The sequence below is a fragment of the Aeromonas sp. Y289-2 genome, from assembly GCF_027705925.1.
In the GTDB taxonomy this organism is placed as follows: Bacteria; Pseudomonadota; Gammaproteobacteria; order Enterobacterales; family Aeromonadaceae; genus Aeromonas; species Aeromonas veronii.
This window is the reverse complement of the sequence record NZ_JAPDCH010000010.1, coordinates 28603-48186: the sequence shown is the minus strand read 5'-3', so window position 1 is coordinate 48186 and position 19584 is coordinate 28603. Positions and strand designations below refer to the sequence as shown.

18 protein-coding genes are annotated in these 19584 nt (G+C 60.5%); 10 read left to right on the top strand and 8 right to left on the bottom strand.

Annotated features, from left to right (window positions below):
• Positions 1-155 precede the first annotated feature (155 nt).
• The 6 genes from aroQ to OKC43_RS14965 all read left to right on the top strand — a co-directional run bounded on the left by aroQ (position 156) and on the right by OKC43_RS14965 (position 5891).
• Entirely contained in the window at positions 156-605 is a 450-nt protein-coding gene (aroQ, locus tag OKC43_RS14990) for a type II 3-dehydroquinate dehydratase (protein ID WP_005338907.1), read from the top strand.
• Positions 606-641: 36 nt separating this feature from the next.
• Positions 642-1100 carry an acetyl-CoA carboxylase biotin carboxyl carrier protein gene (gene accB, locus OKC43_RS14985; protein ID WP_005338908.1) on the top strand — a complete coding sequence of 153 codons (459 nt, stop codon included), beginning with the start codon at positions 642-644 and terminating at the stop codon, positions 1098-1100.
• A 15-nt stretch (positions 1101-1115) separates the two neighbouring features.
• Positions 1116-2456, top strand: coding sequence for an acetyl-CoA carboxylase biotin carboxylase subunit (gene accC / locus OKC43_RS14980; RefSeq protein WP_005338910.1), 1341 nt, complete (start codon positions 1116-1118; stop codon positions 2454-2456).
• Positions 2457-2663: 207 nt separating this feature from the next.
• Positions 2664-2927 carry a YhdT family protein gene (locus OKC43_RS14975; protein WP_005338912.1) on the top strand — a complete coding sequence of 88 codons (264 nt, stop codon included), beginning with the start codon at positions 2664-2666 and terminating at the stop codon, positions 2925-2927.
• Complete coding sequence (gene panF / locus OKC43_RS14970; protein ID WP_236271681.1) at positions 2917-4374, top strand: sodium/pantothenate symporter; 1458 nt, start codon at positions 2917-2919, stop codon at positions 4372-4374. Before OKC43_RS14975 ends, panF begins: the two co-directional genes overlap by 11 nt.
• 89 nt (positions 4375-4463) lie before the next feature.
• Positions 4464-5891 (top strand): PTS transporter subunit EIIC, encoded by a 1428-nt coding sequence (locus tag OKC43_RS14965; RefSeq protein ID WP_120414876.1) that lies wholly within the window; start codon positions 4464-4466, stop codon positions 5889-5891.
• A 1-nt stretch (position 5892) separates the two neighbouring features.
• Here OKC43_RS14965 and OKC43_RS14960 read toward each other — a convergent pair whose 3' ends face one another.
• A complete protein-coding gene (locus OKC43_RS14960) occupies positions 5893-6765 on the bottom strand; it encodes a LysR family transcriptional regulator (RefSeq protein ID WP_005338917.1) in 873 nt (290 codons plus the stop codon).
• A 100-nt stretch (positions 6766-6865) separates the two neighbouring features.
• Between OKC43_RS14960 and OKC43_RS14955 the strand changes: the two genes are divergently transcribed.
• From OKC43_RS14955 to OKC43_RS14945, 3 genes are all read left to right on the top strand, one after another.
• Positions 6866-7882 carry a zinc-binding alcohol dehydrogenase family protein gene (locus OKC43_RS14955; protein ID WP_236271680.1) on the top strand — a complete coding sequence of 339 codons (1017 nt, stop codon included), beginning with the start codon at positions 6866-6868 and terminating at the stop codon, positions 7880-7882.
• Positions 7883-8418: 536 nt separating this feature from the next.
• Positions 8419-9297, top strand: coding sequence for a 50S ribosomal protein L11 methyltransferase (gene prmA / locus OKC43_RS14950; protein ID WP_236271679.1), 879 nt, complete (start codon positions 8419-8421; stop codon positions 9295-9297).
• 164 nt (positions 9298-9461) lie between these two features.
• Positions 9462-10016 carry a sugar O-acetyltransferase gene (locus OKC43_RS14945; protein ID WP_236271678.1) on the top strand — a complete coding sequence of 185 codons (555 nt, stop codon included), beginning with the start codon at positions 9462-9464 and terminating at the stop codon, positions 10014-10016.
• 380 nt (positions 10017-10396) lie between these two features.
• On the opposite strand, the gene OKC43_RS14940 is transcribed toward OKC43_RS14945, so the two are convergent.
• The gene (locus OKC43_RS14940; protein WP_179902439.1) at positions 10397-10945 is read right to left on the bottom strand and encodes an NAD(P)H nitroreductase; all 549 of its coding nucleotides are present in this window, start codon (positions 10943-10945) and stop codon (positions 10397-10399) included.
• Positions 10946-11059: 114 nt separating this feature from the next.
• Positions 11060-13099, bottom strand: coding sequence for an NADPH-dependent 2,4-dienoyl-CoA reductase (locus OKC43_RS14935; protein ID WP_236271677.1), 2040 nt, complete (start codon positions 13097-13099; stop codon positions 11060-11062).
• 208 nt (positions 13100-13307) lie between these two features.
• Between OKC43_RS14935 and sppA the strand changes: the two genes are divergently transcribed.
• Positions 13308-15152 (top strand): signal peptide peptidase SppA, encoded by a 1845-nt coding sequence (sppA, locus tag OKC43_RS14930; protein ID WP_236271676.1) that lies wholly within the window; start codon positions 13308-13310, stop codon positions 15150-15152.
• Positions 15153-15243: 91 nt separating this feature from the next.
• On the opposite strand, the gene OKC43_RS14925 is transcribed toward sppA, so the two are convergent.
• The 5 genes from OKC43_RS14925 to OKC43_RS14905 form a co-directional block, all read right to left on the bottom strand.
• The gene (locus OKC43_RS14925; protein WP_005338927.1) at positions 15244-16164 is read right to left on the bottom strand and encodes a L,D-transpeptidase family protein; all 921 of its coding nucleotides are present in this window, start codon (positions 16162-16164) and stop codon (positions 15244-15246) included.
• A 512-nt stretch (positions 16165-16676) separates the two neighbouring features.
• Positions 16677-17918, bottom strand: coding sequence for a tetratricopeptide repeat protein (locus OKC43_RS14920; protein ID WP_236271675.1), 1242 nt, complete (start codon positions 17916-17918; stop codon positions 16677-16679).
• 11 nt (positions 17919-17929) lie between these two features.
• Entirely contained in the window at positions 17930-18565 is a 636-nt protein-coding gene (locus tag OKC43_RS14915; RefSeq protein ID WP_005343441.1) for an energy transducer TonB, read from the bottom strand.
• A gap of 16 nt (positions 18566-18581) precedes the next feature.
• Complete coding sequence (locus OKC43_RS14910; RefSeq protein ID WP_005338933.1) at positions 18582-18989, bottom strand: ExbD/TolR family protein; 408 nt, start codon at positions 18987-18989, stop codon at positions 18582-18584.
• A gap of 67 nt (positions 18990-19056) precedes the next feature.
• Positions 19057-19584, bottom strand: a complete 528-nt coding sequence (locus tag OKC43_RS14905) for a MotA/TolQ/ExbB proton channel family protein (protein WP_005338936.1) — start codon at positions 19582-19584, stop codon at positions 19057-19059.

Here is a 19584-nt window from a genome sequence, read left to right as displayed (position 1 = left end):
TTAGACCAGTAAAATGCTGCTAATTTTCACGAAATCAATATAATTGCGAAATCTGTGTGCCAGGGCACACCGATTTGCGCAGAAAATGGCTAGATTTCTGGTAGTCCACAAGATAGCTGATAGATAGCAGCATTATCATCGAGGATGTACTCAATATGTCGCAAAATCACCGAATTCTCCTGCTCAACGGACCAAACCTGAATCTGCTGGGCAAACGGGAACCGGGTATCTACGGCAGCAAGACGCTTGATGAGATCGTCGCCGATCTGAAGCTTAACGCCAGCGAACTCGGTGTCACTCTGGAACATCTGCAATCAAACGCCGAACATGAGTTGGTCGGCCGCATCCATCAGGCCATGGGCCAGGTGGATTTTATCATCATCAATCCAGCCGCCTTCACCCACACCAGCGTCGCCATTCGCGATGCGCTGCTGGGTGTCGCCATCCCTTTTATCGAGGTTCACCTGTCAAACGTCCATGCCAGGGAGCCGTTCCGTCATCACTCCTATCTGTCTGATGTCGCAAAAGGGGTCATTTGTGGTCTGGGGGCCGATGGCTACCAATTCGCTTTAACCGCGGCCGTGCACCATCTGCGCGCGGCTTGATAATCACTGATCAGATAAAGAAGAAAGAGAATGCTAATGGATATCCGCAAAATCAAGAAGCTGATTGAACTGGTTGAAGAGTCCGGCATCGCCGAACTGGAGATCTCCGAAGGTGAAGAGTCCGTTCGCATCAGCCGCAACTTCTCCGGTCAGGTGACCACCGCCATGCCGCAGATGATGATGCAGCAAGCTGCTCCGGTTGCCGCACCTGCCGCTGCAGCCCCGGTTGCCGCCGCACCGGCCGCAGATGCCGCCCCGAGCGGTCACCTGATGCGCTCCCCGATGGTTGGCTCCTTCTACCGCTCCTCCAGCCCGGATGCCAAGCCGTTCGCGGAAGTGGGTCAGCAAGTCAATGTCGGCGACACCCTGTGCATCGTCGAAGCCATGAAAATGATGAACCAAATCGAGTCTGACAAGGCCGGTGTGATCAAAGCGATCCTGGTTGAAAATGGTCAGGCCGTCGAATTTGACGAGCCGCTGTTCATCATCGAATAAGGGAAATCGCCACCCATGTTGGACAAAGTAGTCATCGCCAACCGCGGTGAAATTGCCCTGCGGATCCTGCGCGCCTGTAAAGAGCTCGGGATCAAGACAGTGGCCGTTCACTCCACCGCCGACCGGGAGCTCAAACATGTGCTGCTGGCCGACGAATCCATATGTATCGGCAGACCGGCCAGTACTGAATCCTACCTCAACGTCCCGGCCATCATCGCCGCCGCTGAGGTAACCGGTGCTGTGGCCATCCACCCGGGTTACGGCTTCCTCTCCGAGAATGCCGATTTCGCCGAAGTGGTCGAAAAATCCGGCTTCATCTTCATCGGCCCGCGCGCCGAGACCATTCGCCTGATGGGTGACAAGGTCTCCGCCATCGAAGCGATGAAGAAAGCGGGCGTACCGTGTGTACCGGGCTCTGACGGCCCCGTCGACAACGACGCCAAGCACAACGCCGCCATTGCCAAGCGCATCGGCTATCCGGTGATCATCAAGGCCGCCGGTGGCGGTGGTGGTCGCGGTATGCGCGTGGTGCGCAATGAAGCGGAACTGGCGGGCGCCATCGCGCTGACCAAATCCGAAGCAGGTCAGTTCTTCAAGAACGACATGGTCTACATGGAGAAGTACCTGGAAAACCCGCGCCACATCGAAATTCAGGTGTTGGCAGACGGCCAGGGCAACGCCCTCTATCTGGGCGAGCGTGACTGCTCCATGCAGCGTCGCCACCAGAAAGTGGTGGAAGAGGCGCCGGCGCCCGGCATCACCGCCGAAATGCGCAAGTTCATCGGCGAGCGCTGTGTGCGCGCCTGTATCGAGATCGGCTACCGCGGCGCGGGTACTTTCGAGTTCCTGTACGAGAACGGCGAGTTCTATTTCATCGAGATGAACACCCGTATTCAGGTTGAGCATCCGGTCACCGAGATGGTCACCGGTATCGATCTGATCAAGGAGCAGCTGCGCATCGCCGCCGGTCAACCCCTGTCGATCACCCAGCAGGATATCCGCATCCGTGGCCATGCCATCGAGTGCCGGATCAACGCCGAAGATCCGGCCACCTTCATGCCCTCTCCGGGTCTGGTGCAGCGCTTCCACGCGCCGGGTGGTCTGGGCGTGCGTTGGGACTCCCACATTTATGCCGGTTACAAGGTACCGCCCCACTACGATTCGATGATCGGCAAGCTGATCTGCTACGGCGAGAATCGTGACATTGCCATCGCCCGCATGCGTCATGCGCTGGACGAGCTGGTGGTGGAAGGGATCAAGACCAACGTACCGCTGCAAAAAGAGATCATGAAAGACGAAAACTTCCAGCACGGTGGCACCAATATCCACTACCTGCACAAGAAGTTAGGTCTGTAAGGAGCGCTGATAGAGACCCGATGACATTGCACGGTGGCAGTACCAACGCCCACTACCTGCACAAGAAGTTGGGTCTGTAAGGATCGCTGATAGAGACCGGACTTCCGGTGGAAGTCTGCTCCGCAAGGAGCCTCTGCTGAAAAAGGGCCATGGCGACATGGCCCTTTTTTGTTATCCTTGCGCCCCTCAAATTTGTCGGAGGCCAAGGTGAACCGTTTTGCTCTCGCCCGCCGGGAAGCAGCTTTCTGCCTGCTGCTGACCCTGCTCTACTTCTTTGCCTGGTATGGCACCGCCTATTTTATCCCGCTCCAGCTGGAGTTGTGGGGGCTGCCGTTGTGGTTCCTGCTCAGCTGCATGGTGATGCCGCTGCTGTTCATTCTGCTCTGCGCCCTGATGGTGAACCGGCTGTTTGTGGAGATCCCCCTCGATACCCACTCCCCTTCCGGCAAGGAGTCATCCCATGAATCTTGAGCTGATGCTGCCGCTCGTCATCTATCTGGTGCTGGTGCTGGGGGTGGGTTTTTGGGCCAGCCGCCATCGCGCCGAAGGCAACTTCGTGCAGGAGTACTTCATCGGCAACCGCAGCATGGGCGGGCTGGTGCTGGCGATGACGCTAGTGGCTACCTACACCTCGGCCTCCTCCTTTATCGGCGGGCCGGGCGCGGCCTACAAGATCGGTCTGGGCTGGGTGTTGCTGGCGATGATCCAGCTGCCCACCGTCTGGCTGACCCTGGGGGTACTGGGCAAGAAGTTCGCCATCATCGCCCGCCGAGTCAATGCGGTGACCATCAACGATATGCTGTGGGCCCGCTACCAGAGCAAGGCGGTGGTGATCCTCGGCTCCATTACTATCATCCTCGCCTTTATCGCGACCATGGTGGTGCAATTCATCGGCGGCGCCCGCCTGCTGGAGACCGCCACCGGGCTCTCCTACCAGCAGGGCTTGATGCTGTTTGCCAGCTGTGTGCTGCTCTACACCATCATCGGCGGCTTCCGCGCCGTGGTGATGACCGATGCCCTGCAGGGGATCATCATGCTGATCGGCACCGGCGCCTTGCTGGCGGGGATTTTGATTGCCGGTGACGGCCTGCCGAACCTCATCCACCAGCTCAGGGAGATCGACCCCAAGCTTGTGAGCCCGCAGGGGGCCGGCGACATGTTGACCCAGCCCTTTATGCTGAGCTTCTGGATCCTGGTCTGTGTCGGGGTGGTGGGGCTGCCCCACTCGGCATTGCGCTGTTTTGGCTATCGCGACAGCAAGGCGCTCCATCGCGGCATTCTGATCGGCACAGTGGTCAGCGCCCTGCTGATGTTTGGCATGCATCTGGCGGGTGCCCTTGGCCGCGCCATCCTGCCGGGCATGGACAGCCCGGACAAGATCATGCCCTCCCTGATGATGGAAGTGCTGCCCCCCTGGCTGGCCGGGGTCTTTCTGGCGGCGCCGATGGCAGCCATCATGTCCACCATCGACTCCCAGCTGATCCAGGCTTCCGCCACTCTGGTGAAGGATCTCTACCTCAACTATCTCAATCCAAAGCAGGAGAAGCTGGAAGTGCGCATTCCCCGCCTCTCCCTGCTCTGCACCCTGATCTTGGGCACCCTGGTACTGCTGGCGGCGCTGCAACCGCCGGAGATGATCATCTGGCTCAACCTGCTCGCCTTTGGCGGTCTGCAGGCGGTGTTCCTCTGGCCGCTGGTGCTCGGCCTCTACTGGTCACGGGCCAACGGCCCGGGCGCACTGGCCAGCATGGTCAGCGGCATCGTCAGCTATGGGGTACTCAGTCAGTGGGGGATCAAGCTGGCTGGCCTGCACGCCATCGTGCCAAGCCTCACGCTGGCGCTGGTGGTCTTTATCACGATCAGCCTGCTGACGGCACCGCCCTCGCGGGAAGTGCGCGAGCTTTTCGGGCAGAAATAATAAAAATATAAATTAGGGGTTCCAAAACTATCCCCAAATAGGTGTTTTCCGGTTAAACTGTGCGCCAAGTCACAGAACGTAGCCGCTGTATGCCCGTTAAAGCCACTCGACAAGTCGTTACTCAAGCCCTGCAGCGGCTCGGTTATGCCCTGCTGCTGCCCGTCTCCATCCTGCCGATGGCGGCGTTGATCTACCGGCTTGGGCAACCCGACGTGCTCGATTTGGCGGTGCTCTCCCTCACCGGTCAGGCGATCTTCAGCCAGATGCCGCTCATCTATGCGGTGGCGATCGCCTTTGGTCTGAGTCGACAGGAGCTGGGCGGACAGACGCTGGCGGGGGCGGTCAACTTCCTGCTGCTCAGCACAGCTTTCAATACGCTAGCCCCCAACCTGCACGCCGACATGATCTGCGGTCTGCTGGCGGGGCTCACCACCGCCATCATCTATCCCTGGGTTCACCAGCAAACGCTGCCCCGCTGGCTGCAGGTCGCCAGGGGGGAGTTTCCCAGCCTGCTGGTGTCGGCCCTGGCCTGCCTGCTGATCGCCATCCCCCTCTCGCTGCTGTGGCCGCCACTGGAGCGCGGGCTGACCCTGCTCACCTCCGAGCTGCTCACCACGCCGTTTGGCGCCTTCTGCTACGGCACACTCAACCGACTGCTGATCCCACTCGGGCTCCATCAGGTATTGGGCAGCGTCATCGGCCTTGGCGAGAGCAACCTGCAGGCGCTGGCCACCGCCCAGCCCCTTCATGAAGGGTATGTGGCCGGTCTCTACCCCATCATCATGTTCGGCCTGCCGGGCGCCTGTTTTGCCATCTGGCTGCACCGCCAACGGATGCAGCGGCTGCCACAGGGCGGGCTGCTGCTCACCCTGGCGCTCACCTCGGCACTGGTGGGTATCACAGAGCCCATCGAGTTTCTGTTCGCCTTTACCGCCCCCTGGCTGTTTCTCGCCCACGCCCTGCTGACCGGGCTATCGCTCGCTGTCTGTAGCGGGCTGGGGATCAAGGTGGGCAGTTACTTCTCCGCCGGTCTGCTGGATCTGGTGCTGAGCTATCAGGCAGGGGAGCACAGCTTCTGGCTCATCCCGGTCGGTATACTGTTTTTCGTCGCCTACACCCTGCTCTTTTACCAACTGCTGGAGCGTGCCCCCCTCAGCATGCCGAGCAAGCCCATCGCGGTGGAGCATCCGCGCCTTGCCAGCGTTGCCCCCTCAGACCCGCAGATGCTGGCGATCCAGTACCTCAAGGTGCTGGGCGGGATGGACAATCTGGTGGCGATGAGTGTCTGCATCACCCGCCTCAGCCTGCGGGTGCGCGATATTTCACTGGTGGATGAATCTCGCCTGCTGGGCCTGGGCTGCCTCTCCTGGATCCAGCTCAACGACCACCAGCTGGTGCTGGTGCTGGGCCCCAGCGCCAGCCTGATTGAAGGGCAGATCCGCATGCTGGCGGAGCGCCAGTCGGTCCCCCTCGGCCTCAAACCCAATCAGGAGTCGGCCAGCCAGAGCAGCTGGTAACTCAGGCAAACGGCAACCGCTCGGCCACGAAATCCATCAGGGTGCGCAGAGCGGGGGCCAGATGCTCCCGACTCGGATAGATCAGGTAAAACGGGTTGGCCGGAATGGGCTGATCTGGCAACACCTTCTGCAACCGCCCCGCCGCCAAATCCCCCTCACAGACATGGTGGGGCAACAGGGCAATCCCCCCGTCATGGAGCGCCATCTCCCGCAGCGCCAGCAAGCTGTTGCTGACACAGGCCCCCTGCGGCCGCCAGCCACCCTCCTGCAATGGCCACACCGGCATGGCCGAGTGCACCAGACAGGCATAACGGCCCAGCTCGCTCAGCTGTTGCGGCATGCCGTGGGCAGCCAGATAGGCGGGCGCCGCCACCAGATGGCGCGCCACCTCACCGATACGCCGACAGATGAGGCTGGAGTCTTTCAGCGGCGCCGCCCGCAGCGCCAAATCATAACCTTCCCCCACCAGATCGAGTTGTTCGTCACTCAGGGTCAACTCCAGCACCACTTCGGGATAGAGAGCGCGAAACTCGGCGAGGATCCGGCCAAGCAGCAGGGTGCCGGTCGCCTCGGGGGCAGTGATCCGCACACGCCCCGCCGGGGCCGAGCGCAGCCGTGCCATCGCCAGATTGGCACTGCGGGCCAGTGCCAGCAGCCCCTGACAGTGCTCCACATAGAGTTCACCCTGTGGCGTCAGGCTCAACCTGCGGGTGGTGCGCTGCAACAGCCGCACCCCGAGCTGGGATTCGAGCCGCGAGATCTTCTGGCTCACCGACGACTTGGGCATACCGAGCAGCTCGGCGGCTCGGGTAAAGCTCCCCTGCTCCACCACGGTGGCAAACAGTCCCATCAACTCCAGATCGACATTGTTCATATATTCAAACAGTCTTTACCGATTACCCATCTTAATCTTGATAATCAACCAGACTAGAGTGAGTGGCAATCCCGAACACAGCGATTTGAAAGGAAAAACCATGAAAGCCATTGCCCTGACTCACTATCTGCCAAGCAACCACCCCGACTGCTTCATCGCCGCCAACCTGCCCGATCCGGTTCCGGGCCCGCGGGATCTGCTGGTGCGGGTCACTGCCACCTCCGTCAATCCGGTAGATACCAAGGTGCGCTCCCCCAAGGCAAAAATTGAAAGCTCACCCCGGGTACTGGGTTGGGATGCGGTGGGGGAAGTGATCGCCATCGGCAGCGAAGTCACCCTGTTCAAGGCGGGCGACCGGGTCTGGTATGCCGGCGATATCAGCCGTCCGGGCAGCAACAGCGCCCTGCAACTGGTGGATGAACGCATCGCCGCCATCGCCCCCACCAGCTTGAGCGATGTGGAGGCCGCCGCCCTGCCGCTCACCGCCATCACAGCCTGGGAGACCCTGTTCGAGCGCTTCGCTCTTACCCGCGAAAGCCGTGGCAAACTGCTGATCATCGGCGGCGCCGGTGGCGTGGGCTCCATCGCCATCCAGCTCGCTCGCCAGCTCACCGGCATGGAGGTGATTGCGACCGCCTCCCGCCCCGAGAGCCACGAGTGGTGCTTCGAGATGGGCGCCCATCAGGTCGTGAACCACCACAAGTTGCAGGAGGAGCTGACCGCCCTTGGCATCACCCAGGTCGATGCCATCTTCTGCACCAACGCCACCGCCGAGCACTGGGCCACCATGGCCGGGCTGATCCGCCCGTTTGGCCATATCTGTACCATCGCCGAATCGAGCGAGCCGTGGGATCTCTCCCTGCTCAAGAGCAAGAGCGTCACCTTCAGCCAGGAGTTCATGTTCACCCGCTCCCTGTTCCAGACCCCGGACATGATCGAGCAGCACCGCCTGCTCGGCCGGGTGGCGGCACTGGTCGATGAAGGGGTATTGCAGACCACCCTGACCAGAACCATCCCGTCACTGACCCCGGTCACGCTGGCTCAGGCCCATGCCGAGGTCGAGGCGGGCCGCATGGTTGGCAAGCTGGTGATCGACGTGAGCGGCTTTGCCAACTAAGCCCTCAAACGCACCATGATGGGATAAGTTCACCAAGGAGATGCCCCAAACGGGCACAACCAGCGGCACTCATGACAGCCTGTGGCAGGCCAACGTCCGACAATCAGCCAAAAAAGAGGCCATTTCGCGAGAAATGGCCTGAATACCTGAACATTGGGGTAACAATCACACACATATCCTTATGCAGGACATATTAGTCTTTGCATCTGGCGTGCCAACAACAGCATGAATGCGCCAAAACGGCGTCAGCCCGTCCTTGAGCAAGGAGCCGACCTTGCTCTTTTTTTTGTCTGGCAGACTGTTTACCAGGCAAACAAGCGCAGAAAAAAATGCCACCCGAGGGTGGCAGTGAAAGATGACGGAACTTGAGCAAAGCGTTCAGCGAAAACCGGTCGTCTTCGCCTGCATAGTGCAATACAGGAACCGTGCCAATCCGGCAAAAGCCCCCGAATCCCTCCACGTCATGGGCAAACCACGACAGCACTGCCCCATGATGGTAGAATCTCGCGGTTTCACATTTATGAAGAGTCGACGCCATGCCCTGGATACAAATTCGAATCAACGCCACTGCCAAGACCGCAGACAAGGTGAGCAACATGCTACTGGGGCGTGGAGCCCAGGCGGTGACCTTTATGGATGCCAAGGATGTGCCCGTCTATGAACCCATGCCCGGTGAAACCCCGCTCTGGGGCGAGACCGAAGTGATGGGTCTGTTTGATGCCGAAACCGATCCGGCCCCCACCATCGCCTTCTTCCGGCAGATCTTCGGCGAAAACGTCGGCTACAAGGTCGAGCAGCTGGAAGACAAGGACTGGGTGCGCGAGTGGATGGATCACTTCCACCCTATGCAGTTTGGCGAGCGCCTCTGGATCTGCCCGAGCTGGCGCGATGTGCCGAACCCCGATGCGGTCAACGTGATGCTGGATCCGGGTCTGGCCTTCGGTACCGGTACCCACCCCACCACGGCTCTTTGCCTGCAGTGGCTGGACGGGCTGGATCTGACCGGTAAAACCGTGGTCGATTTTGGCTGTGGCTCCGGCATTCTCGGCATCGCCGCCCTGAAACTGGGTGCTGCCCGCGTTATCGGTATCGACATCGACCCGCAGGCCATTCAGGCCAGCCGCGACAACGCCGCGCGCAACGGCGTCGCCGACCAGATTGAGCTCTACCTGCCGGCCGACCAGCCGCAAGATGTCGAAGCGGACGTGGTGGTCGCCAACATCCTGGCCGGCCCGCTGCGCGAACTGGCTCCACTTATCGCCGGCCACGGCAAGCCTGGCAGCCTGATGGCCCTCTCCGGCGTGCTGGAGAGCCAGGCGCCAGAGCTGGAAACCATCTACGGCCAGTGGTTCGAAATGGACCCGACCGCCGTCAAGGAAGAGTGGTGCCGCCTCTCCGGCCGCAAGCACGGCTAAACATAGCTCCCGCTCTCAAGGCGGCAAGTCAGCATCTTTATTAAACAAGAGCACCCGCGGGTGCTCTTGTTGTTTCTCCCCCCTTTCCTACTCTGGGGGACGGTTCACGCTTCTCTGGCCAATGAGGGATTAACATCGTTCTTCCACATTATTGAGGCCCTGCCATGAGCGAATACCAGAAGATGATTTGCAGCCAACCGTACAACTGCATGGCACCCGAGCTGGCCCAGTTGCGCCGGGAGGCGGCCCAGCGCTATCGCCGTTTCAATCAGGCGGAAGAGGAAGCAGAGCAGCGGGCACTACTGGCGGAGCTGATTGGCGAACTGGCAGAAAACGCCTTTATCTGCCCGCCCCTCTACTGTACCTATGGCCGCCACATCCACCTGGGCAAGGACTCCTACATCAATATGGGGGCCACCCTGCTGGACAATGCCCCCATCCGCATCGGAGCCAACGTGATGATTGGGCCAAACGTGCAGATCTATACCGCAGCCCATTCACTGGAGGTCGACGAACGGATTCAGGGCACAGAGACGGCGCTGCCGGTCACCATTGAAGACAAGGTCTGGATTGGGGGCGGCGCCATCTTGCTGCCCGGCGTCACCATAGGGCGGGAGGCGATCGTCGGCGCGGGCGCCGTAGTCACCAAAGATGTACCGGCCGGTGCTCGGGTAGTCGGCAACCCGGCCCGGATCCTGCCAACCAAAAACAGGGCATAAGGCTGCCAACCGGGCTGCATGACGATGCTGCCATCAGCTCACAGCAACCCCGACACCCCATAAAAATAAAGCCCAATGTCACGAAGACGTTGGGCTGTTAAAAGGTGCTACGGAATTGCGACTCTCATCGCAGAAAAATTAGAAGGAGTGCCCTTCTAAACTGGCAGGGAGATATTAGCGAACGCGCAAACGTTTTACATAGTGAAATACAACAGGATTGCGAGGTACATCGCACTATTTAAATAATTACCTGCTATGGCGCGCGAAGCCTCTTTGACCCATTTATTTTCCCCAATTTCTCTGGTTACTATTCACGGTTAAACAGAAAAGCCCCGATTTCTCGAGGCTTTGCTTCTCTCAACCGCAACGTGGCCGAAAAGTCAGAAACGGCGGACAAACTCATCGATGGGCAGCTCGCGCAGTTTACGCGCTTCCAGCATGGGGGTACCGAGATAGAGGAAACCCACCAGCTGATCCTCTGCCGCCAGTCCCAATCCTTTGTTGATCTGCTCATCGAAGATAAACCAGCCGGAGCGCCAGATACCGTTGAAGCCCTGCGCCTGCGCCGCCATCTGCATCGCCATCAGGGCACAACCGGCAGAGAGCTCCTGCTCCAGTTTCGGCACCTTGGGATGATCCTGATAACGGGTTGCCACGGCGACGACCAAGGGCGCCCGCAGCGGCGCTTCGCTGCACTTCTTGATGCTCTCTTCATCTTCGCCACGAGCACGGGCCGCCTCGGCCAGCAGCTTGCCCAGCCGCTCGCGCCCCTCCCCTTCAAACAGAATGAACTGCCAGGGAGTCAGGGTGCCGTGATCCGGCGCGCGCAGACCCGCCTTGAGGATATTGTCGAGCACCTCACCGCTCGGGGCGGGATCGGCGAGACGGCCACAGGAGTGGCGATTGAGCAACAGGGTGAGGGCATCCATGGGCAATTCCTTCTCTGGGGCAATGATGGCGCTACCTTAGCACAGCATCGAATGAAGAAAACCCCTGAGGCTCAGGGGTTTATCGCACTATAAAGGACAAGAGGGCACAGTTGGCTAGATGACCGCAGCCAGTTCGGCCCCTTGCCGGATGGCGCGTTTGGCATCCAGCTCGGCAGCCACGTCGGCTCCGCCGATGATATGCACCGGCTTGCCTGCCGCCTGCAACCCGGCCTGCAGCTCCTTGAGGGGCTCCTGCCCGGCGCAGACGATCACCTGATCCACCGGCAGACACTGCTTGCTCTCGCCCACCTGAATGTGCAAGCCCTCGTCATCGATCCCCAGATATTGCACCCCGGAGAGCATCTGCACCTTGCGGTTCTTGAGCACGGTACGGTGGATCCAGCCGGTGGTCTTGCCAAGTCCGTCGCCCACCTTGCTCTCCTTGCGCTGGAGCAGCCAGATCTGGCGCTCGGGGGCGTCGATTTCAGGAACCGTGAGGCCACCGCGCTCGCCAAGCTGTTTGTCGATGCCCCACTCCTTGAGCCAGTGATCACGGTGCCCATCGGCATCCGTCTCCACCTTCTTCTCGACCCTTTTCTCCACAAGGAATTCGGCCACATCGAAGCCGATGCCGCCGGCACCGATCACCGCCACCTTCTGGCCGACCGGTTTGTGATCCCGCAATACATCGAGATAACTCATCACCTTGGGATGTTCGATGCCCGGAATATTGGGGGTGCGCGGACGAATACCGGTAGCGAGGATCACCTCGTCAAAACCGCCGCCGAGCAGGCTCTCGGCACTCTGGCGCTGGCCGAGATAGAGCTCGACGCCGCACTTCTCCAACCGCTTGGCAAAATAGCGCAGAGTCTCGTGAAACTCCTCCTTGCCGGGGATCTGCTTGGCGAAGTTGAACTGGCCGCCGATTTCGCTGGCCTGATCGAACAGGCTCACCTGATGACCGCGCTCGGCAGCGTAGCAGGCAAACGCCAGCCCGGCCGGGCCCGCCCCCACCACCGCCAGCTTTTTGGGCTGGGGCACACGGCCAAAGGTCAGCTCGGTCTCGAAACAGGCGCGAGGATTGACCAGACAGGAGGCACGCTTCTGCTTGAACACATGGTCGAGGCAAGCCTGGTTGCAGGCGATGCAGGTGTTGATCTCGTCCGCCCGGTTCTCGGCCGCCTTGATGACAAATTCGGGATCAGCCAGGAAGGGGCGCGCCATGGAGACCATATCCGCCTCGCCACCCACCAGAATCCGCTCTGCCACCTCCGGGGTGTTAATCCGGTTGGTAGTGATAAGCGGCACCTTGAGATGCTTTTTCAGCTCGGCGGTCACCCAGCTGAAGGCGCCGCGCGGCACGCTGGTGGCAATGGTGGGAATACGCGCTTCGTGCCAACCGATGCCGGTGTTGATCAGGGTCACCCCCACCGCTTCCAGCGCTTTGCCAAGGGCAATCACCTCTTCCAGGGTCGAACCCTGCTCCACCAGATCCAGCATGGAGAGGCGGAAGATAATGATGAAGTCGGAGCCGACCCGCTCACGGATGGCGCGGACAATCTCCACCGGAAAGCGCATCCGGTTTTCGCTGCTGCCGCCCCAGCCGTCGGTGCGTTTGTTGGTACGCTCGCAGATGAACTGGTTGATGAGATAGCCTTCCGAGCCCATCACCTCGACACCGTCATAACCGGCCGCCTTGGCCAACGCAGCGGTGGCAGCAAAGTCGCGAATGGTGCCGCGGATCTGCCGCTCGCTCATGGCGCGCGGCTTGAACGGGGAGATGGGGGCCTTGAGGGCGCTCGGCGCCAGACTGAACGGATGATAGGCGTAACGACCGGCATGGAGGATCTGCAGCGCTATCTTGCCCCCCTCCTGATGCACGGCGCTGGTCACCTTCTTGTGCTTGCTTAACTGCCAGGGGAAGCTCAGCTGGGAGCCGTGAGGTACCAGCCGACCGCGCAGATTGGGGGCGATGCCGCCGGTGACGATAAGGCCAACGCCACCACGGGCGCGCTCGGCATAAAAGGCGGCCAGCTTGTCAAAACCGCCCTTCTCCTCTTCGAGGCCGGTATGCATGGAGCCCATCAAGACGCGGTTGCGCAGCTGGGTAAAACCAAGGTCGAGCGGGGTCAGCAGGGTCGGATAGCGGCTCACGATGCCTCCAGTTAATTTTTTGTTATCAAACTGAGGCTAGAGTAAAGAATCGAAAATTCTTTTTCAAACAAATGTTTGGACAATTTTTCAGCGAACAGCCGTGCCCTGAACGAAGATAGACGGGATCCGCCAGTCGGAAATGGCAATTTCGCCCGCAACTGGTTAATAATGGCTCTTCTCTACCCATTAACAGGGCGATAACGCGACTATGTCTATTTTCAAAGGTCTGGGTTGGTTGTTCCGCAGCCTGTGGCGCCTGCTCAATTTCACCCGGCTGATGCTGGTCAATCTGCTGTTTCTCATCGTAGTGCTGGTCATCGTCTTCAGCGTCAGCCAGAAAGAGGCCCCCAAGGCGCCCATCGAAGGGGCGCTGACCCTCAATCTCAACGGCGTGCTGGTGGAGCAACGCACCCAGACAGATCCCACAGTCCAGTTGCTGCGCCAGATGGACAGCAGCGATGAGCAGCCGAGCGAGATCGTTCTCTCCGACCTGCTGTGGGCCATCAAGAGTGCCAAGGATGACGAGCGCATCAAGGCGCTGGTCATCAAGCCGCAAGGACTGCAGGGTGCCAACTTCACCAAACTGCAGGAGGTGGCGAGCGCCATCGACTCCTTCCGGGAGAGCGGCAAACCGGTGATCGCCATGGCTGACTTCTACACTCAGGGGCAATACCTGCTGGCGGCCCACGCCGATCACGTGCTGCTCAACCAGAGTGGCGCCGTGGTAATAGAGGGGCTTGGGGTCTACCAGACCTACTTCAAGTCGGCGCTGGAGAAGCTCAACATCACCCCGCATGTATTCAAGGTCGGCACCTACAAATCCTTCGTCGAACCCTATACCCGCGACGAGATGTCCCCCGAGAGCAAGGAGGCGAACCAGCGCTGGCTGGATCAGCTGTGGCAATCCTATGTGGCTGACGTAGCCGAGCAGCGGGAGATCGAACCCGAGGCGGTCGCGCCAGGCAAGGATCGCTTCCTCGAGCTGCTGCGCAAAGCCGGTGGCAATGCCGCCAACTACGCCCTCGACAACGGTCTGGTGGATCAGCTGGCCACCCGCGACGAGATGACCCAGGCGGTCATTAAAGAGGTGGGTGAAGCGGACGACCACGGCTGGAAAGGGGTCGGCCTGAAAGAGTATCTGGCTGCCATTCCGGAACAATATCCCCAGAGCGGCAAGGATGAGGTGGGTCTGGTGGTCGCCAGCGGCGCCATCATGGATGGCGTCCAGCCTGCCGGTACCATAGGCGGTGATAGCCTCTCCGACCTGCTGGCCGATGCCCGTCGCGATGACAAGGTTAAAGCCGTGGTCCTGCGGGTCGACAGCCCCGGCGGCAGCGCCTTCGCCGCCGAGCAGATCCGCGCCGAGCTGCTGGCCCTGAAACAGGCTGGCAAGCCGGTAGTGGTCTCCATGGGCAGCTATGCCGCCTCCGGTGGCTACTGGATCTCCGCCGATGCGGACAAGATCTTCGCCTCCCCGACTACTCTCACCGGTTCCATCGGGGTGTTCGGCATGTTCGCCACCATCGACAAGGCGTTGGCCCAGTTTGGTGTGCATACCGACGGGGTTGGCACCACAGATTACGTCGGCGTCGGCCCGACCCGCGCCCTGCCGGATCACGTCGGTCAGGCAATCCAGCTGAGCGTGGAAGATACCTACCAGCGCTTCATCGGTCTGGTCAGCAAGGGCCGCGGCCTGAGCCCGGAAGAGGCCGAGAAGGCGGCCGAAGGTCGGGTCTGGACTGGTGAGGATGCCAAGGCCCTGGGCCTGGTGGACGAGTTCGGCAATCTGGATGACGCCATCAAGGCCGCCGCCGACCTCGCCAACCTCAAGGAGTGGCAGGTGACCCCCATCGAGCAGGAGGAGTCCACCAAGGACAAGTTCCTGCGCCAGCTGTTTGACAGCAGTGCCCAAGTACTGGCCCCCCAGTTGCAAAGCTGGCTGCCGGCTGGATTTGGCAAGGCATTGGTGGAAGTGAACCGCAGTCTCGACCCGCTCACCCGCTTCAACGATCCGCAAGGCACCTACGCCTTCTGCCCCGTCTGCGTGCAGTAAGCAAGCGGTGACTCCCCCATAAAAAACGGCGACCAGATGGTCGCCGTTTTCTTTATTCAGCCAGTGCGCGCGGCACCGCCAACTTGCTCAATCAGGGATTAAGGCGAGTCGGCATACCGGTACGCTGTTCCAGCACCTGCTTGACCACGTTGGAGTCAGACTCGGCGTGGGCGATGAAGCGGGTGATGGCCGGTGTCATCGGGAGCGGCACGGAGGCGGTGGAGTTGAACTCCTCCTCGGTGCGCGACAGCGGCTCATGTACTTCCATGTAGCGACCGCCATCCGGCTCGACCGTGGTCTTGACCGGCTGGTTGACGAACTGGACGCGGGTGCCGACCGGCACGTTGTCGAACAGATACTTGATGTCGTCAGCGCGCAGACGCACGCAACCGCTGCTCACCCGCAGACCGATACCGAAGGTGGCGTTGGTGCCGTGGATGGCATAGAGGTTGCCAATGTAGAGGGCGTGCAGACCCATGGGGTTATCCGGACCAGCTGGCCATACTGCCGGCAGAGTCTTGCCCTGGGCGGCATAGCGGCGACGGATGTTCTCGGTCGGAGTCCAGGTCGGGTTGGCGCGTTTGCGCTCTACCTTGGTGATCCAGTTCTCCGGGGTGTTTACCCCCAGCTGACCGATGCCGATGGGCAGTACTTCCACCACGTTCTTCCCTTTCGGGTAGTAGTAGAGACGCATCTCGGCAACGTTGATGACGATCCCTTCGCGGGGCGCGTTGGGCAGGATCAGCTGGTGGGGGATGATCAGGGTGCTACCCGCTTTCGGCAGATAGGGATCAACGCCCGGGTTGGCTTCCATGATGTTAGTCAGACCCAGCTGGAAGTCAGCAGCGATCTGCTCCAGCGGACGGTTGTCCGCAGGCACCACATATTCCTGATTTTCACCGATCAGGCGGCTGTTGGCCGCAGGCAGACGGTACTCGACGGCGGCAGCCTGCTGGCTGACCAGCGCAAATGTGCATAAAAGGGCCGAAGCGGCAGTGCGAAGGGGATTCATAAAATTCCTGTGTGGTTTCCTATACCAAATGGGCCGGGGGCCGTCTCATCCTCGGTCTGCCGGTGGCGGGTTAACCTGCCCCACGACGCCAATAACCGAGCGCGCATTCTTTCCTGAGTCGGCCAAAATTTCAACTTCCATATGTTGCTTTTCTTGTTTAAAAGTAGCCGTTTTCGATGTGACGCTTATCAACAGGGCAAAAGCCACACTGGCAAGTCGCAGCTGAGTGAAAGATGAATGGCACGGCCCGCCTGTCAGCAAGCCACACGAGCCCCCGTCAACCACAGCGCTGCACCACCTTGCTTCAGGGTTGCAGCAGTGGTTAAAACGTTTGTCGCATCTGGGGAGATAGACCAATGTCGACGGAGGCTCTGTATTGGCATGAAGAGGGATAAAACCGTGTGTCGGCCACCCGCCGGTGCCGGTTTCAGCTATAAAAAAACCGCTCCGAAGAGCGGTTAATGGAGCCACCAGGCAACCATAAAAGGGACTACAGGTAGTTGTCATTGGAATTACTGGACGGCTGCCTCCCCGGTGCCACTCTGCTCCTTGAGGAAGCTGATCCACGGAGATGCCCGACCGCTGACGTTGCCATTCTGAGCCGCCTGGGTGAAGGCGTTGAGGGCCTCCTTCGGCTTTTGTTGCTCAAAATAGGCGACCCCAGTCAGGAACTTGAGATCCGCACGTTGTTCACCATTGGCATTGGCTGCCGGTTTGGCGGCCAGCGCCACCAGATCCTGATAGCGTTTGCTCTGGATCATCATACGCGCCATTTTCAGCTGCAATTCGGCGCTCGGGGCCAGCTGGTAGGATTTGGCCAAGGTATCGATGGCCGGATCCAGCTCCTTGGCCTGATGCCAGTAGTTGGCCAGGGTCTTGTAGTTGCCGGCGCTCTGCTCAATCACCCCGTCCTTCATCCCCTTCTCCATCACCCGAGCGGCGCGATGGGGAATACCGGTGAAGGCGAGGTAGTTGGCGAGGCGCTGCAGCTCGGCGGCCTCGGTCAACATGCCGAGGTTGTAGGCCGACTCCAGCGCCGCCAGCGCCTTGGCATCGTTGCCTGCCTGCATATGCATGGCCGACAGCTGGGTCCAGTACTTCTTCTTCTCCGGGAACATGTTGACCAGAGAGGTCAGCACCTCGGTCGCCGGTTTGTACTGTTTCAGCTCGTAGTGAGCCCCCATCTTCAGCAGATACCAGGACTCCGGCGCTTTACCTGCCGAGAGCTTGATCGCCTGATCCACCGCCGGGATCGCGTCACGGTACTGCTTGAGCTGCACGTGAGCGTTGGCCAGCGTGATATAGGCATGGGAGTTGGGCTTGTCATCCTTGCCCTGGTTGGCAAACCACTCCTTCATGGTCTTGATCGACCCCTGATAATTGCCCTCCGCCATATAGAGCTGGGCCAGGTTGTAGCGCACCTGCTGGGCCACTGGTGGCGGCAGGCCGCCTGTCGCGATGGCATCGGCAAAGTACTTGGTCGCCTGACCGTATTTCTCCTGTTGGGCAGCTACGAAACCGAGAGTCTGCAATATGACCCCCTTGTCGTAGACCCGCTCGCCCGCGCCGGAGAGGGCATCTTGCAGCTTGGCATTGGCCTCGCCGTATTTCTTCTCGGTGATCAGCTCCTGCGCCTTGTTGACCGCCCGATAGGCCCGATCCGACAGGGCCGGCTGCTCGGCGGCCCAACTGGCGGTGCTGAGCAGCACCGCCATGGCGACCGGGGCGAGGATCATCTTGTGTAACTTGTTCATCGCCACCTTCCTTAGTTGACCGCAAACTCGATCTCTTGCTGCATACGGCTCGCCTGCGGCTTGCCATCCACCATGGCCGGTTTGAACGTCCACTTGGCGATGGTTTTGCGCGCCTCTTTACCGAGGTCATAGCTGCGCGGCTCTTCCTTGACGATCCGCACGTTGCTGACGGTGCCGCGCTCGGTGACGGTGAACTCCACCAGCACCTTGCCGGAAGCCAGCCCCGCCAGTGCGGCCTTGCGGGGCATCATGGGCTCGAAGGTTGCCAGCGGAATAGCGCCGTTGTTGCCACCGACTCCGCCACCACCGCCGCCGGTGCTGTAAGCACCCAGCGCGTTGCCACCACCGATGTTGACCGGGATGTCGAGCTTGGGCATGTCCATCGGAGCGCTCTCCATCTTCGGCCGATCCGTGCTGGCCACTTCCATCTCGGGAGGCGGCGGCGGACGCTTGGGCGGCGGTGGTTTGGGCAGCTCCCGCTGTTTCTCTTGCAGGGTCTCCTGGGGCTTGAGGCGGATGAAATCGGTCATGGTGACGTCATCCTTCTCCACCAGCTCCCGGTGATCCGGTGTGATCAGCTTGTTCATTCCCAGAAACAGAAAGAACACCACCACACAGGAGACCGCCAACGATATCAGGTATCTCATAGGTCTCTCTCCGGCATCAGCTGCTCTTGTCTGCCGCGATGGAGATGTTCTGGACACCGGCCATGCGGATCTGATCCATGACCTGCACCACCAGACCGGAACGGGATTCGTTATCGGCCTGGATCACCACGGCGCTCTCCGGGTTTTCGGCCCGCAGCCGCTCGATGTTGGCGCGCACCGCACCCACCTCGACCACCCGCTTGTCGACCCAGACCTGACCGTTTTCGCGCACCGCGACCATGATATTGCCCTTCTTCACCGTCTCGGCCGTGCTGGCACTGGGACGGTTGATCTCGACACCGGACTCCTTGACGAAGGAGGTGGTGACGATGAAGAAGATCAGCATGATGAACACTATGTCCAGCATGGGGGTCAAATCGATAGCCGCCTCGTCAGCACCGCTGTCGCTGTAACGTTTTCTCATAGCAGAAACTCCTTGCTTGTTCTGTGCCCCCGGCAGGCCATGCCTCGCCGGGGGTATGCATCCTGCATCAACCGTGTTTCAGGTTGTCTTCCAGCTTTTGCACCGCCAGTTTGGCTTTGTGATCGAGCTGGTTGACAAAAAACAGGCCGGAAAGGGCGGCGATCATGCCCGCCATGGTCGGTACCGTTGCCTTGGAGATCCCCGATGCCATCGCCCGCGGCGAACCGGTGCCGGTGATGGCCAAAGTGTCAAACACCTGCACCATCCCCACCACGGTCCCGAGCAGCCCCATCAACGGGCAGAGGGCGATCAGCACCTTGATGACAGGCATCCCCTTGTCCACCGCCATGGCAACCCGTGAGACCAGCTCGCGCCGGATCTGCTTGGCAGACCAGGAGAGGTGATCGGTGCGGGCCAGCCAGGTCGCCTTGGTCTGCTTCACCTGCTTGGGGTAGACCGCCATGAAGTAGAACCAGCGCTCCAGCAACAGGGCCCACATCATCAGGGTCAGGAAGAACAGGGCGACCAGTACATCGCCCCCCAATCCCAAAAACCGGCGGACCGACTCGACTTCTTCAATCAACCAGAACCACAT